General features: G+C 65.5%; 11 protein-coding genes and 1 pseudogene. 8 read left to right on the top strand and 4 right to left on the bottom strand.

Features of this window, described 5'->3' with window-relative positions:
- Positions 1–195: 195 nt before the first annotated feature.
- From D580_RS0112340 to D580_RS0112330, 3 genes are read right to left on the bottom strand one after another with little or no spacing between them, the layout of a single operon-like run.
- Positions 196–1,128 carry a homoserine kinase gene (locus D580_RS0112340; RefSeq protein WP_018954688.1) on the bottom strand — a complete coding sequence of 311 codons (933 nt, stop codon included), beginning with the start codon at positions 1,126–1,128 and terminating at the stop codon, positions 196–198.
- Positions 1,125–1,448, bottom strand: a complete 324-nt coding sequence (locus tag D580_RS0112335; protein ID WP_018954687.1) for a DUF2782 domain-containing protein — start codon at positions 1,446–1,448, stop codon at positions 1,125–1,127. The genes D580_RS0112340 and D580_RS0112335 overlap by 4 nt, the downstream gene beginning before the upstream one ends.
- The gene (locus tag D580_RS0112330; protein WP_018954686.1) at positions 1,448–2,173 is read right to left on the bottom strand and encodes a TIGR00730 family Rossman fold protein; all 726 of its coding nucleotides are present in this window, start codon (positions 2,171–2,173) and stop codon (positions 1,448–1,450) included. The genes D580_RS0112335 and D580_RS0112330 overlap by 1 nt, the downstream gene beginning before the upstream one ends.
- Before the next feature lie 331 nt (positions 2,174–2,504).
- Between D580_RS0112330 and polA the strand changes: the two genes are divergently transcribed.
- On the top strand, positions 2,505–5,216 hold the full coding sequence (gene polA / locus D580_RS0112325) for a DNA polymerase I (RefSeq protein ID WP_018954685.1): 2,712 nt from the start codon (positions 2,505–2,507) through the stop codon (positions 5,214–5,216).
- Positions 5,217–5,771: 555 nt separating this feature from the next.
- Here the strand turns inward: polA and yihA are convergent.
- Positions 5,772–6,401 (bottom strand): ribosome biogenesis GTP-binding protein YihA/YsxC, encoded by a 630-nt coding sequence (yihA, locus tag D580_RS0112320; RefSeq protein WP_018954684.1) that lies wholly within the window; start codon positions 6,399–6,401, stop codon positions 5,772–5,774.
- 195 nt (positions 6,402–6,596) lie between these two features.
- Between yihA and D580_RS0112315 the strand changes: the two genes are divergently transcribed.
- The 7 genes and pseudogenes from D580_RS0112315 to D580_RS16595 form a co-directional block, all read left to right on the top strand.
- Complete coding sequence (locus tag D580_RS0112315) at positions 6,597–7,214, top strand: c-type cytochrome (RefSeq protein WP_018954683.1); 618 nt, start codon at positions 6,597–6,599, stop codon at positions 7,212–7,214.
- 237 nt (positions 7,215–7,451) lie between these two features.
- The gene (locus D580_RS0112310; protein ID WP_018954682.1) at positions 7,452–9,488 is read left to right on the top strand and encodes a cytochrome c biogenesis protein ResB; all 2,037 of its coding nucleotides are present in this window, start codon (positions 7,452–7,454) and stop codon (positions 9,486–9,488) included.
- Positions 9,489–9,540: 52 nt separating this feature from the next.
- Positions 9,541–10,905 (top strand): c-type cytochrome biogenesis protein CcsB, encoded by a 1,365-nt coding sequence (ccsB, locus tag D580_RS0112305; protein ID WP_018954681.1) that lies wholly within the window; start codon positions 9,541–9,543, stop codon positions 10,903–10,905.
- Between the two features lie 8 nt (positions 10,906–10,913).
- On the top strand, positions 10,914–11,564 hold the full coding sequence (locus D580_RS0112300; RefSeq protein ID WP_018954680.1) for a thiol:disulfide interchange protein DsbA/DsbL: 651 nt from the start codon (positions 10,914–10,916) through the stop codon (positions 11,562–11,564).
- 90 nt (positions 11,565–11,654) lie between these two features.
- On the top strand, positions 11,655–12,539 hold the full coding sequence (locus D580_RS0112295) for an endonuclease/exonuclease/phosphatase family protein (RefSeq protein ID WP_018954679.1): 885 nt from the start codon (positions 11,655–11,657) through the stop codon (positions 12,537–12,539).
- A 36-nt stretch (positions 12,540–12,575) separates the two neighbouring features.
- Positions 12,576–13,931 (top strand): GGDEF domain-containing protein, encoded by a 1,356-nt coding sequence (locus tag D580_RS0112290; protein ID WP_018954678.1) that lies wholly within the window; start codon positions 12,576–12,578, stop codon positions 13,929–13,931.
- 186 nt (positions 13,932–14,117) lie between these two features.
- Positions 14,118–14,234 (top strand): annotated as a pseudogene (locus D580_RS16595) (carbohydrate kinase); the annotation flags it as partial.

Raw genomic sequence — 14,234 nt, 5'->3', positions numbered from 1 at the left:
GGGATGGACACATCTTCCATGTTAGGAGCCGCCCGGGCAGTTTAGTTGCAGTGCATCACATTCCGGAGTGAAACACGGCTGTCATCTGGGAAAATCAGGGGTTTGCCAAATTGGCGCAGGCTGGCCCGCAGATGGGGGCCGCAGCAGAAGGGTGCTGAGATAGAGAAGGGTGCTGAGATAGGCGGGCTGGGCGTGTCAGCCGGCCCAGTGGCGTTGCAGGCCGGATTCCTCGGCGATGCGGGTGGCGAGCAGGACGCGGGCCTGGTCGCCGTCGTGGCCCAGCATGAGCAGTTCCAGCCAGGCGTCCAGGGCCGCCAGGCGCAGCAGCACCGGCCAGGCGCCCCGCTCGATGGCCTTGAGCGGGCGCAGGCGATGGTAGGCGTTGAGCAGGGCGGCGCTCAGGCTGCGGTCCAGGCGCCCGTCCGGGCCCCGGCAGCAGTCGTTGACCGCCACCGCCACGTCCAGCAGCAGGGCATGGCGGCAGGCATGGCCGAAGCCGGTGAGTCCGACTGCGCCCCGCTCGTCGAACACCAGGCGGCGGCGATTGGGGGCGCCGTGCACGATGCCCTGGGGCAGATCGCCGAAGCGGTACAGCCCCTGGTAGCGCACCTCTTCCTGGAGCAGGGCCTGGTCCGCCTGCGCCAGATAGGGCGAGAGGGTCTCAACGCACTGGCGACGCCAGCGGTGGCTGCGATGGGGTTCCCGGACGGCCCCGAAGTCCTGGCAGGCGACGTGGATGCGGCCCAGCAGTGCGCCCACCCGGGCACAGTCCTCGGCGCTGAACTGTTCCAGGTGACGGCCCTCGGGCCAGCGCACCAGGGCACCGGGATAGTCCCCCAGGGGCCGGATCCAGGCGCCGTCCCGGCCGCGCACCACGCTCGGCACCGGCAGCGCATGGCCCGCCAGATGATCCAGCAGCCCCTCCAGGAAGGTGTCGGTCATGCCCGGGCCCACCAGCCAGAAATGCCCGGTGTCGGTGATCACGTGTCCGCGCCGGCCGCGCCGCCCCGGGTGGAATGCCTGCAGGGGGCCCAGATCGTAGGCGGCGAGAAAGGCCTCCAGCTCCCCCCGGGTGGGCAGCGGGTTGCAGGGCGGGGGGAACGGGCTGGCGCGGGGGTCGGCACTCACCAGCGGAAAATGGTCCAGGCGGGGATCATGAGCCCCGGGTCCAGTTCATGGGCGCGGGAATCCAGGTTGCCGTCACCGTCTGTGTCCACCAGGTAATAGGGCGGGCCGCTGGTGGGCGTGATGCGCACCATGTACAGCTGGCCGTGCAGGCGGTATTCCTCGATGACCTCCCCGTCCCGGCGGATGATGGTCACCTGGGGCTCCATGATCTCCCGGGTCACCGCTTCGCTGTCGTCCAGCAGGGGCGGCGGGGGAGGCACCTCGGCAAACACGAGGCCCGGTATCAGCAGTGCGGCGGCAAGCAGGCTGGCTTTCATCATCACAGCTCCATGAGCTTTTCTTTCTCTTCCGGCGAGGGCTCGAAGCCCCGGGCCTCGTAGTAGTCGAAGATGGCGTCGACCGCCGCCTTGGGCTCGTCCACCAGGGTGTAGAGCTTGAGGTCCGACTCGTCGATGGTGCCCTGGGCCACCAGGGTGTCCTCGAACCAGTCCAGCAGGCCCTTCCAGAAGGGGGTATGCACCAGGATGATGGGGATGCGCCGGGTCTTGCCGGTCTGCACCAGGGTGAGGATCTCCGCCAGCTCGTCCAGGGTGCCGAAACCGCCTGGCAGCACCACGTAGGCGGAGGCGTATTTCACGAACATCACCTTGCGGGAGAAGAAGTGCCGGAAGCCCAGGGAGATGTCCTGGTAGTCGTTGGCGGTCTGTTCGTGGGGCAGCTGGATGTTGAGCCCGACGCTCGGCGACTTGCCGGCGAAGGCGCCCTTGTTGGCGGCCTCCATGATGCCGGGTCCGCCACCACTCACCACCGCGAAGCCCGCGTCCGAGAGCTCTCGTGCGATCTCCTCGCCCAGCTTGTAGATGGGGTTGTCCGGCTGGATGCGCGCCGAGCCGAAGATACTCACCGAGGGCTTGATGCGCGCCAGGCGTTCGAAGCCCTCCACGAACTCCGCCATGATCTGGAAGATCTTCCAGCTCTCGCGGGTGAGCACGGTGTCGTCGATGGGCTGAAGCCCGGGATGTTCGTGGCGGGAAGAGGGATTCATGCTGCGGCGTATCTCGAAGGGTTGGTGGCTAGCTTATCCCCAAACCGGGGGCGGGTAAAACGGCGTACTGCGGGGGGTCCGCAAATGAACGCAAATGGACGCGAATATAAGAATATTGCTGTTGAACTGCCATCGGGCCTGACAGCGTGGGCGACGGGCGCAACGGAACACTAGACGAGAATTATCCTGCTCAAAGGTCGGAATTCGAAACACAGGCCCCGGTCTTCGATTCGCGTTGATTTGCGTTCATTCGCGGACTGCTGACTTTTCCATTTGTCGCCCCCGCACACCATAATGCTGCCACAGACCTGAACCCCCGGAGTGAGAGCCCGTGAGCAAGACCCCGCCCCTGGTGCTGGTGGATGGATCCTCCTATCTCTACCGCGCCTTCCACGCCCTGCCGCCCCTGACCAATTCAAAGGGAGAGCCCACCGGGGCCGTCTACGGCGTGGCCAACATGCTGCGCAAGCTGCTCAAGGACTATGCGCCGGAGCACGTGGCGGTGGTGTTCGATGCCAAGGGCAAGACCTTCCGGGACGAGATGTACGCCGAGTACAAGGCCAACCGTCCGCCCATGCCTGACGAACTGGCCGCCCAGGTGGAGCCTCTGCACCAGGTGGTGCAGGCCATGGGCCTGCCCATCCTGGTGATCCCCGGGGTGGAAGCGGACGATGTGATCGCCACACTGGCCCGCCAAGGCAAGGAACACGGCCTGGAGGTGGTGATCTCCACCGGCGACAAGGACATGGCCCAGCTGGTTGAGCCGGGGGTGACCCTGGTGAACACCATGACCGACACGAAGATGGATGCCGCGGGGGTGAAGGAGAAGTTCGGCGTCTCGCCCGAGCAGATCGTGGATTACCTGGCGCTCATCGGCGACACCGTGGACAACGTACCCGGTGTGGACAAGGTGGGGCCCAAGACCGCGGTGAAGTGGCTTCAGGCCTACGGCAGTCTCGACGGCATCATGGCCCACGCCGACGAGATCAAGGGCAAGGTGGGCGAGAACCTGCGCGCCGCCCTGGGCCACCTGCCCCTGTCCCGGGAACTGGTGACCGTGCGCCGGGACCTGGAACTGGACGTGACGCCCGAGTCCCTGCGTCTGGGCGAGCCGGACCGGGAGACCCTCAGGGAGCTGTTCACCCGCCTGGAATTCCGCACCTGGCTCAAGGAACTGGAGTCGGGCGAAGAGGAAGCCCAGGCCGCACCCGATGACCCGACACCCGGCCAGCCCGCCCAGGCCTACGAGACGATCCTGGACGAAAAGGCCCTGACCGCCTGGATGAAGCGCCTGGAGGCGGCAGAGCTGTTCGCCTTCGACACCGAGACCACCAGCCTGGACTACATGCAGGCGCAAGTCGTGGGCGTCTCCTTCGCCGTGCAGACCGGCGAGGCCGCCTACCTGCCGCTCGCCCACGACTACCCCGATGCGCCGACACAACTGGATCGGGACGAGACGCTCGAGCGCTTAAAGCCCCTGCTGGAGAGCGACAAGCACAAGAAGCTCGGCCATCACCTCAAGTACGACCGCAACGTGCTGCTCAACCACGGCATCGAATTGAACGGCATCGAGCACGACACCATGCTGGAGTCCTATGTGCTGAACAGCACCGCCAGCCGTCACGACATGGACAGCCTGGCCCAGAAGTACCTGGACTACCGCACCACCCACTACGAGGAGGTGGCCGGCAAGGGGGCGAAGCAGATCCCCTTCTCCCAGGTGCGCATCGAGGACGCCGCCCCCTACGCCGCCGAGGACGCGGACATCACCCTGCGCCTGCATGAACACCTCTGGCCGCAGCTATCGGCCGCCGAGGGCCAGTGCCGGGTCTACCGGGAGATCGAGATGCCCCTGGTGCCGGTGCTCTCGCGCATGGAGCGCACCGGGGTGAAGGTGGACGCCGAGCGCCTGTTCGCCCAGAGCCACGAGCTGGCCGAGCGCATGGGCCAGATCGAGCGGGAGGCCCATGAGGTGGCCGGCGGAGCCTTCAACCTGGGCTCACCTAAGCAGATCCAGGAGATCCTGTTCGAGCGCCTGAAGCTGCCGGTGCTCAGGAAGACCCCCAAGGGCCAGCCCTCCACCGCCGAGGACGTGTTGGAGCAGCTGGCCCTGGACTACCCGCTGCCCAGGCTGATCCTGGAACACCGCTCGCTGTCCAAGCTCAAGTCCACCTACACGGACAAGCTGCCGGAGCGCATCGATCCCGGCACCGGCCGGGTGCATACCTCCTATCACCAGGCGGTGGCCTCTACCGGGCGCCTGTCCTCCTCCGATCCCAACCTGCAGAACATCCCCATTCGCACCGAGGAGGGCCGGCGCATCCGCCAGGCCTTCGTGGCGCCCGAGGGCCGGCGGCTGGTGGCGGCGGACTACTCCCAGATCGAGTTGCGCATCATGGCCCACCTGTCCGGGGACGCCGGCCTGCTCAGGGCCTTCGCCGAGGGCCAGGACATCCACCGGGCCACCGCCGCCGAGGTCTTCGGCGTGGGCCTGGAGCAGGTCTCCGGCGAGCAGCGCCGGGCCGCCAAGGCCATCAACTTCGGGCTCATCTATGGCATGTCCGCCTTCGGCCTGGCCCGCCAGCTGGGCATCGAGCGGGGCGACGCCCAGGACTACGTGGACCGCTACTTCGCCCGCTATCCCGGGGTGAAGGACTACATGGAATCGACGCGTGAGCAGGCTCGGGAGCTGGGCTACGTGGAGACCCTGTTCGGCCGCCGCCTGTACCTGCCGGACATCAACGCCCGCAACGGCCAGATCCGCGCCCAGGCGGAGCGGGTGGCCATCAACGCCCCCATGCAGGGTACCGCCGCGGACATCATCAAGCGGGCCATGATCCAGGTGGATCGGTGGATTCGCGAATCACGAATTCCCGCGGTGATGATCCTGCAGGTGCACGACGAACTGGTGCTGGAGGTGGACGAGGACGCGGTGGAGGCGGTGCGCGAGCAGCTGTGCGCGCGCATGTCCCAGGCCGCCGAGCTCAAGGTGCCCCTGGTGGTGGAGGCCGGGGTGGGGGAGAACTGGGATGATGCGCATTGAAGGCAGTGGCTAGTCTCAAGTGGTTAGTGGCAAGGGCCCCCAACCCTCCCCGCGATGCGGGTGAGTGGTGTTCCTTGCCACTTGAGACTAGCCACTTGCCACTGTCTTTATGTGCATTGTTCACAAATCCAGCCTTTGGTCGTCGGCCGGAGAACTTTCATCCCGAAGGTGAGTCATATTCAGTAAGCGCTGTAGCCCGGCGCTTCCCCGCTTCCCTCCCTGAGCGGGTGGATGGCTCAGACTCCCCCAAGTTGAGCCTTTTATTGAGCCCCGGCGCCCGCCGGGGCTTTTTTTTTTGCTGCTGGCATGAGGAAACAGGCACCAGCGCGAAGGGCATTCGGGACTGTTTCACACTTTGCGGCATTGGGCGTTATGGGCAGAACTTTTCCGCCAGCCCCCTTGTCTGACATTACAAGCGCTCTAGCCCGGCGCTGCCCGCTTTTCCTCCCCTGAGCGGGATGGCTCGATTCCCCCAAGTCGAGCCTCCATTCTGCCCCGGTCGTACCAGCTCTCCCCGAGCGGTCACCGGGGTTTTTTTTGGCCTCGATAAGGCCTTTACTCCGACGCAGCCCGGGCCCCGGGTTCCGCGGTTACCCCCAGCCACTGGTCCAGGATGCCGTGGGCGTCGTCCACCCCCTCCCGCTTGAGGGCCGAGAAGGGCTGTACCGTGGCCTCGATGCCGGCATCGCCCAGGGCGCGGGCCACCTGCCGGGCGGTCTCCATGGCCGGGCCCCGGCGGATTTTGTCGGCCTTGGTCAGCAGCACGTGCACCGCCAGACCCCGTTCCCGGGCCCAGCCCAGCATGGTCCAGTCGTGGTCCGTGAGCGGGTGGCGGATGTCCATGACCACCACCAGCCCTTTCAGGCACGCGCGCTCGCCCAGGTAGTGCTCCATGAGCTTGCGCCAGGCCCTGCGCATGGCTTCCGGGACCTTGGCATAGCCGTAGCCGGGCAGATCCACCAGGCGCCGGGTCTCATCCAGGGCAAAGAAATTGATCAGCTGGGTGCGACCCGGGGTCTTGCTGGTGCGGGCCAGGGCGCGCTGGTTGCACAGCACGTTGATGGCACTGGACTTGCCCGCATTGGAGCGGCCGGCGAAAGCCACCTCCATGCCCTCGTCGGGGGGGAAGCCGTCGGGTTTGGCGGCGCTGATCAGGAAACGGGCCTGCTGGTAGAAGGGGTTCAAGCGACGTGCTCCGGAGGGGGTTCAGGCCCGGCAGGCAGGGGCCCTTGGCTTTTGCGGGCTGGGGTTTTGTGGTATACAGTGCAGCCATTTTTGGCAATGGCCGGGACCCGGGTCAATGTTTTCGGGCCACCCATGGCTCATAAAATAACGATTCCCTCTCAGTAAATCCTAGATGTCACCAGGAGTACATCCGCGATGAACAAGTACGCTCTGATTGCCCTCGCAGCCCTCGGGCTTGCCCTGTCCGCCCCGGTGATGGCCGATGCCGGCGATGCGACCCGTGGCAAGGGCCTGTCCGCCTCCTGCGCCGCCTGCCATGGTGCCGACGGCAACAGCGTGAACCCCGAGTGGCCCAAGCTGGCCGGCCAGGGCGAGGCCTACCTGTTCAAGCAGCTGGTGGACTACAAGGAAGGCCGCCGCCAGAACGTGCTGATGGCCGGTCAGGTGGCCAACCTGAGCACCCAGGACATGCGTGACCTGGCGGCCTTCTACGCCTCCCAGACCATCACCCCCGGCACCGCCGATGCGTCCATGGTCGAGCTGGGTGAGCAGATCTACCGCGGTGGCAATGCCGCCACCGGCGTGGCCGCCTGTATCGCCTGCCACGGCCCCAATGGCCAGGGCAATCCCGCTGCCATGTTCCCCAAGGTGGCCGGTCAGCACGCCAAGTACAATGCTGACCAGCTGCGCTACTTCCGCGACGAGAGCCGCGCCAACGACAACGGCCGCATGATGCGCAATATCGCCCGCCGCATGACGGACGCGGAGATCGAGGCCGTTTCCCAGTACATGGCCGGCCTGAGCCGCAACTGATCACGAATCGGGGTATCTCGCTGATCCGTCAGAAAAAGGGTGGCCTGGTCCACCCTTTTTTTGGCGCACGATAATCCATCATGTCCCCGCGCTGCCTGAGTGAACTTGTGGCGTCCGGAGGGTCAAACCACAATGCCTAAGCCCGCTCCACGGGCTCCGGGCGAGCGCCGGGATAAGGCGCAGGGTTGAGGCGCGATCCCCGTGCGGTGGGGGCGCAAGACAAGAGAACCATTATTTATGAGCAGTACCACCAAGGCGGTCACCCGCGGGCAGCGCTCCACCGGCGCCATCCTGCTGGAATTCCTGGGTTCCATGAACCTGGCCATCACCCTGTTGGTGGCCCTGGCGATCGCCTCCGTGATCGGTACGGTGCTGCAGCAGAACCAGCCCTACCAGGACTACCTGCTCAAGTTTGGGCCCTTCTGGCACGAGATCTTCGCCGGCATGGCCCTCTACGATGTCTACTCCGCCGGCTGGTTCCTGGTGATCCTGACCTTCCTGGTGGTCTCCACCAGCGTCTGTGTCTATCGCCACGCGCCCTCGATGGTGCGCGACATGCGCCAGTTCCGCATGTCGGTGAAGGAAAAATCCCTGCGCAGCTTCCAGCACCACGTGGCCGATGAGGTGGACATGGCCCCCGCCGCGGCCATCGACCGCACCAGTCGCGCCCTGAGCAGCCGCGGTTACCGGGTGCGGGTCAAGGACCATGGCGATCACCAGGTGGTCTCGGCCATGAAGGGCGCCTCCAACCGCCTGGGCTACCTGTTCACCCACGTGGCCATCGTGATCATTTGCGTGGGCGCCGTGATGGACGGTCGCATGCCGCTCAAGCTGGCCGAACTGACCGGCCGGCTGGTGGTGGAGACCCGGGACATTCCGGCCTCCCAGGTGCCCCCGGAGAGTCGTCTGGGCGCCTCCAACCGTTCCTTCCGGGGCACCGTGGAGATCCCCGAGGGCCGGCGCGCCAACGTGGTGTTCATCCCCATGCGCGATGGTTTCCTGGTCCAGGAACTGCCGTTCACCGTGGAGGTGCGCCAGTTCCGGGTCGAGCATCACTCCACCGGCGCGCCACGCTCCTTCGAGAGCGACCTGGTGATCTACGACAACGACCTGCCCGAGCCCCTGGAGCAGACCATCGCCGTCAACCATCCGCTCATCTACAAGGGACATGCCATCTACCAGGCGAGCTTCGGCGACGGCGGCTCCAGGCTGAACATCAACATCTGGCCGCTGAACGAGCGCGGTCTGGAGCCGGTGCCGTTTGAGGGCAACGTGTTCCAGAACTATCCCATGGAAGTGGTGGACCGGGGTGAATGGACCCTGGAGCTGCACGACTTCGCACTGCACAACATCAATCCCTTCCTGGACGAGCAGGGCCAGCGTTTCAACCGTAATTTCGGCCCCAGCTTCACCTTCCGTCTGCGTGACCGCACCGGCGTGGCCATGGAGTATCAGAACTACATGGCGCCCGTGGAGCAGGAAGGCCGGCTGTTCTACCTGAGCGGTGTGCGCGAGAGTGTGGCCGATGAATTTCAGTACCTGCACATCCCCGCCGATCCCAGGGGCAGCCTGCAGCGTTTCATGACCTTCCATGCCATGCTTCAGAACCCGGCGGTGATCGCCGAGGTCGCACGCTCCACCACCACGGCGGCGGTCGCCGAGGTGCGTGGCGACGAGGAGGTGCAGGAGCAGGTGCGCCGCACCATGGAGCGGCTCATGCTGCTGTTCGCCCAGGGTGGCTATGACGCCATCGCCCGGGAGATCGAATCCCGCACGCCGCCGGAACAGGTCTCCCAGGTCACCGAGGTGTTCATCCGCGTGCTGCATGCCGGCCTGCAGGCCCTGTACCTGGAGGTGCTGGCAGAGGAGGGTGTCGATGAGATCACGGAGGCCGACCAGGTGTTCCTGGAAGATGCCGTGGTGGCGGCCAACGCCATCCACTTCTACGGTTCGCCGGTGTTCCTGCACCTGACCGGTTTCGAGCAGATCGAGGCCTCCGGCCTGATGATCACCAAGTCCCCCGGCCAGGGTGTGGTCTATTTCGGCAGCATCATGCTTACCATCGGCATCTTCCTGATGTTCTACGTGGCCCACCGGCGTTGTTGGCTGTGGGTGACCCCGGCCGGCGAAGGCCGCAGCCGAGTGGTGTTCGCTGGTACCAGCAACCGGAATATGGTGGAATTCGACAAGGAATTCGGTGTGCTTTCCGCTGCCGCCCTGGGCAGACAGCCCCCATCCGACCGTGACGGATCCCCGCAGGAACAGCCCACATAATCACAAACACGGAAACCCCCACTGGCGTGTCGTTTTTCGAGAGGTAAGTGCTATGTCCGTTCCCCACGAGGCCATTCAGATCGAACAGCCCGGCTGGTTCCGTCGCCTCAGTCACCTGGACTGGGCCTGGGCCGCCCTGGTGACCGCTGCAACGGTCTTTGTTCTGGCCATGTATGGCGGGCGCATGGACGTCTACGAGATCAGCGTGCTGCTGATCGTGGCGCCGGGCATCCTCTGGCTGGGCTGGTTCTGGCGCCCCTTCCAGGCCTTCAGCCTGGCGGTGGCGGGGCTCAGCCTGCTGGGCATCCTGAGCTACCACGGCTGGAGCCTGTCCGATCCCGGGGACCTGGCCCGGGCCGATACCAACTTCTTCCTCAAATTCCTGGTCTCCGGCGAGACCGCCACCATGTGGATGTGCGTGCTGCTGTTCGGCGCCACCGCCACCTATCTCGCCCCCCTGTTCCGCTATAAGGATGGCCGCCCGGCCATCCAGCCGGCCCTGATCATGCTGGCGGTGACCGGTGTGATCGGCGCCGCCCTGGTGTACGTGGGCATGAACAACATCCGGATGGGCGTGCAGTTCATCGCGCCCATGTTCCTGATCGTCACCGCCGCCGCACTGATCGGCCTGTTCGCGCGCAGCGACTTCCCCGCACGGGTGGGCACCGCGCTGGCCTGGAGCGGCGCGGTGATGGGCCTGGCCGGCCTGCTGGTGCGCTGGCGCGAGACCTACCTGCACGACCCCACCTGGGGCTACATCCCGGTCAGCAACCTCTACGAGGTGTTCATCCAGTTCGCCGTGATGACCACGGTCATGTACCTCTACTACGAATACCGCACCCGCAGCCGTGCGATGGGCGGCTTCGTGATGATGGTGGTCAGCGCCTCGGTGTGCTTCCTGCTCTGGTACGTGTTCGACCGCGAGGCGCACCTCATCGAGCCGCTGGTGCCGGCCCTGCAGAGCTGGTGGATGAAGATCCACGTGCCCGCCAACTTCGTGGGTTACGGCGGTTTCGCTATCGCCGCCATGCTGGGCGTGGCCTATCTTCTGCGTGCCCGGGGTGAGCGGGTCAATCCCGACGGCCTGCTGGCCACCCGCCTACCCAGCCGCGAGGTCATGGATGACGTGATGTACAAGGTCATCGCGCTCGGCTTCGCCTTCTTCACCATCGCCACCATCCTGGGCGCCATGTGGGCGGCCGAGGCCTGGGGCGGCTACTGGTCCTGGGATCCCAAGGAGACCTGGGCCTTGATCGTGTGGCTCAACTATGCGGCCTGGCTGCACATGCGATTCACCAAGGGATGGCGTGGTGTGCCCATGGCCTGGTGGGCCATCGTGGGCCTGTTCATCACCACCTTCGCCTTCATCGGCGTGAACATCTTCCTCTCCGGCCTGCACTCCTACGGCACACTGTGAGGCATTGCATGACCCGTTTTCCTGGCACCCTGTTTTCGATCCTGTTCGCGATGGCCCTGCTGGCCCTGCCCGTGCAGGCCAGCGAGCCGACGGAGGGCATCGACTACATCGTCCTGCCCCAGCCCGTGCCTACCCGGGTGGCGGATGGCCAGGTGGAGGTGGTGGAGCTGTTCTGGTACGGCTGCCCCCACTGCTACCACTTCGAGCCACACCTGAAACAGTGGAAGGATGCCAAGCCCGACCACGTGCAGTTCCGTTACCTGCCGGCCGTGTTCAATGACCTCTGGGCCCTGCACGCCCGGGTGTTCTACGCCTTCGAGCACATGGGTGTATTCGATCAGCTGCATGACCCCTTCTTCCATGCCATCCATGCCCAGGGCCGGCGCATGGCGGATGAGCGCTCCATCCTGCGATTCGTGGAAAGGGAGGGTGTGGATCCGGCCGCCTTCCGCGAGGCGATGGTCTCCGACGAGGTGACCGCCAGGGTGCGCGAGGCCATCCAGAAGACCCGGGACTACCGCATCGAGGGCGTGCCCTCGGTGGTGGTGGACGGCCGTTACCTGGTCACCGCCACCATGGCGGGCGGCTTCGAGAACATGGTGCGGGTCATGGGGCACCTGGTGGAGAAGGCCGGCGCAGAGACCACGGCCGCCCGCTGATCGGCTCGGCCCGGCCTTTGGGCCGGACCCTTGCTTGAAAGTGGGCGCAGGTGCCACCACTATCAGGTCAGTGCCCATCAGCCAGACATCATGACTCAGCATACGCCCGCCAAACCCTTTCACACCTATTCCGCGCAGCCCTCCGTGGATGCGGGCGAGGGCCTGCTGGAGGTGGGGCCGAGCACGCCACCGATCACCGGCCAGCGCATCCGAGTGCTGAGCTACAACGTGCAGGTGGGCATCAGTGCCACCCGGTTTCACCACTACTTCACCAACAGCTGGAAACACGTGCTGCCCTACCAGGGGCGTCTGGGCAACCTGGACAGCGTGGCGCGCTTCATCTCCGGCTTCGACCTGGTGGGCCTGCAGGAACTGGACGCCGGCAGCCTGCGCAGCCAGTTCATCAACCTGGCCCAGTACCTCTCCGAGCGCAGCGACCTGCCCTACTGGTACAGCCAGACCAATCGCAACCTGGGCAAGATCGCCCAGCACAGCCTGGGGCTGCTGTCCCGCTACCATCCCCACACCGTGGTGGAGCACAGGCTGCCCAGCGTGATCCCAGGCCGCGGCGCCCTGGAGGCCCACTTCGGAGCGGAGCAGGGCTCCGGTTCCCTGGTGTTCATGCTGGTGCACCTGTCGCTGGGAAAACGGGACCGGCGCCTGCAGATGGAGTACATCGCCGAGGTGCTGCGGGATCACGAGCACGTGGTGGTGATGGGGGATATGAACTGCTCCTGCCACGCGGATGAGGTCAAGCGCCTGGTGCGCCAAACCCGCCTGCAGGAACCCTTGGCCGCCCACAAGACCTATCCCAGCTGGCGTCCCGCCCATGCCTTTGACCACATCCTCGTCACGCCCGGTCTGGGCGTGGAGCAGGTGCACGTCTACAATGTGAATTACTCAGATCATCTGCCGGTGGGTGTGGAGATCGTGGTGCCTGAAGGCATCACCCTGCCTCACTGGACTGATCACTGACCCATTCACGAGCACAGACCGCAGGGACGTCACTAGGTGTCCGAAGACGAGCAGAGGAAGCTGAAGTACCTGGACGTGATCCGCGAGCTGGAGCGTGAGCTGGACCAGCGGCGGGAGGCCGAGTCCGCCCTGCGCAAGCTCGCCGAGCGACTGGGTCGCTGCGCTCAGGGCCAGTCCCCGGTCCTGGACCAGGCCCTCGGCGAGATCATCTCATCCCTCGGCACCGAGCTGGAACCTGCCCGGGTCGAGGCGCTGGCCGCCCGTCTGCAGGCGGTGCTCAGGGATGTGGATCTTCCCGATACATCGTCTTCGTCATCCCGGGACGATGCCCCTGACCTCTCACCGGCCGCCACCGCGGCCCCGACGGCATTCCTCGAAGCCCTGCAGGATCGACTGCCGGCGGTACCCGGCCTGCGCGGCGAACTGGAGAACCTGATCGAACGCCTGGAGCGTGATCAGGCGCCGGCGGACTGGGGGTTGATGCTGACCGGCGTGGCCAATGTACTCAAGGAGCAGTGCCTGCGCGCCCAGCGGGAACGCCACGAGCTGGAGTCCTTCCTCAAGGAGATCACCGACCGTCTGGGCGAGTTCGACGCCTTCCTGACCGGGCAGAACAGCGACATGGACGCGGCGCGCCAGGAAGGCGTGTCACTGGAGACCCGCATCCAGGGCGAGGTGCGAGAGCTGCAGACGGGCATGGCCCAGGCAGGCAGCCTGGACGAACTGCGTGCCATGGTCTCCCTGCGCCTGGACGCCATCGGTGAACACGTGCGCAGTTTCCGGGAGGCCGATGAGCGTCGCGCCGAAGACTACCGTACGCGGGCCGAGCGCATGCGCGCACGCATCGTGCAGCTGGAGCACGAGGCCCAGGGCCTGCGCCGCACCATGGAAGACGAGCGCAAGCAGGCGCTCATCGATCAGCTCACCGGTGTGCCCAACCGCCAGGCCTTCGACGAGCGTCTCGCCCAGGAATACAGTCGCTGGAAGCGTTTCAAAACGCCGCTGGCACTGATCATGTGGGACGTGGATCGCTTCAAGCGCATCAACGATTCCTACGGTCACAAGGCGGGCGACAAGGTGATCCGCGCCGTGGCACAGAAGCTCAAGGAACGCATCCGGGAGACCGACATGGTGGCCCGCTACGGTGGCGAGGAGTTCGTCATGCTGCTCACCGGGGCGAGCGGTCAGGATGCGCTGGCCATCGCGGAGAAGATGCGCACCGAGATCGCCGAACTCGGCTTTCACTTCCGCGGCGAGCGCGTCCCCATCACCATCTCCGCCGGCATCGCCCTGTTCGCCGAGGGCGACACCCCGGAGACCGCCTTCGACAATGCCGACCGCGCCTTGTACGAGGCGAAGAATTCCGGGCGTAATCGCTGTGTGTTGCATTGAAGGTTGTTATTGGTCAGTGGTCAGTTGTCCGTTGTTGAAAAACCCTTGACGCGACGTCCGTGTGATTCAGTCTTTTGACAACTGACAACTGACAACTGACAACTGACAACTGACAACTGACAACTGACAACTGACAACTGACAAACCCCCTTTGCCCTTGCCGCCCTACCCCCGTAAGCTGTTGGCATGACTGCCAAGCGCACGCCTCCGGGCCCCGTCGTGTTCGGCGAGGTCCTGTTCGATTGTTTCCCTGACCGTCGCGTCCTGGGCGGTGCCCCCTTCAATGTTGCCTGGAACCTGCAC

Origin of the sequence: Thioalkalivibrio sulfidiphilus (assembly GCF_000377945.1) — a bacterium.
Classification (GTDB): Bacteria; Pseudomonadota; Gammaproteobacteria; order Ectothiorhodospirales; family Ectothiorhodospiraceae; genus Thioalkalivibrio_A; species Thioalkalivibrio_A sulfidiphilus_A.
This window is presented reverse-complemented; position numbering and strand designations above follow the sequence as displayed.

Bases quoted from the DNA above. Each gene is read 5' to 3' on its own strand.
- D580_RS0112335 (WP_018954687.1), bottom strand. From the start codon at position 1,448: ATGATGAAAGCCAGCCTGCTTGCCGCCGCACTGCTGATACCGGGCCTC.
- D580_RS0112330 (WP_018954686.1), bottom strand. From the start codon at position 2,173: ATGAATCCCTCTTCCCGCCACGAACATCCCGGGCTTCAGCCCATCGAC.
- D580_RS0112315 (WP_018954683.1), top strand. From the start codon at position 6,597: ATGAACAAGTACGCTCTGATTGCCCTCGCAGCCCTCGGGCTTGCCCTG.
- D580_RS0112310 (WP_018954682.1), top strand. From the start codon at position 7,452: ATGAGCAGTACCACCAAGGCGGTCACCCGCGGGCAGCGCTCCACCGGC.
- ccsB (WP_018954681.1), top strand. From the start codon at position 9,541: ATGTCCGTTCCCCACGAGGCCATTCAGATCGAACAGCCCGGCTGGTTC.
- D580_RS0112300 (WP_018954680.1), top strand. From the start codon at position 10,914: ATGACCCGTTTTCCTGGCACCCTGTTTTCGATCCTGTTCGCGATGGCC.
- D580_RS0112295 (WP_018954679.1), top strand. From the start codon at position 11,655: ATGACTCAGCATACGCCCGCCAAACCCTTTCACACCTATTCCGCGCAG.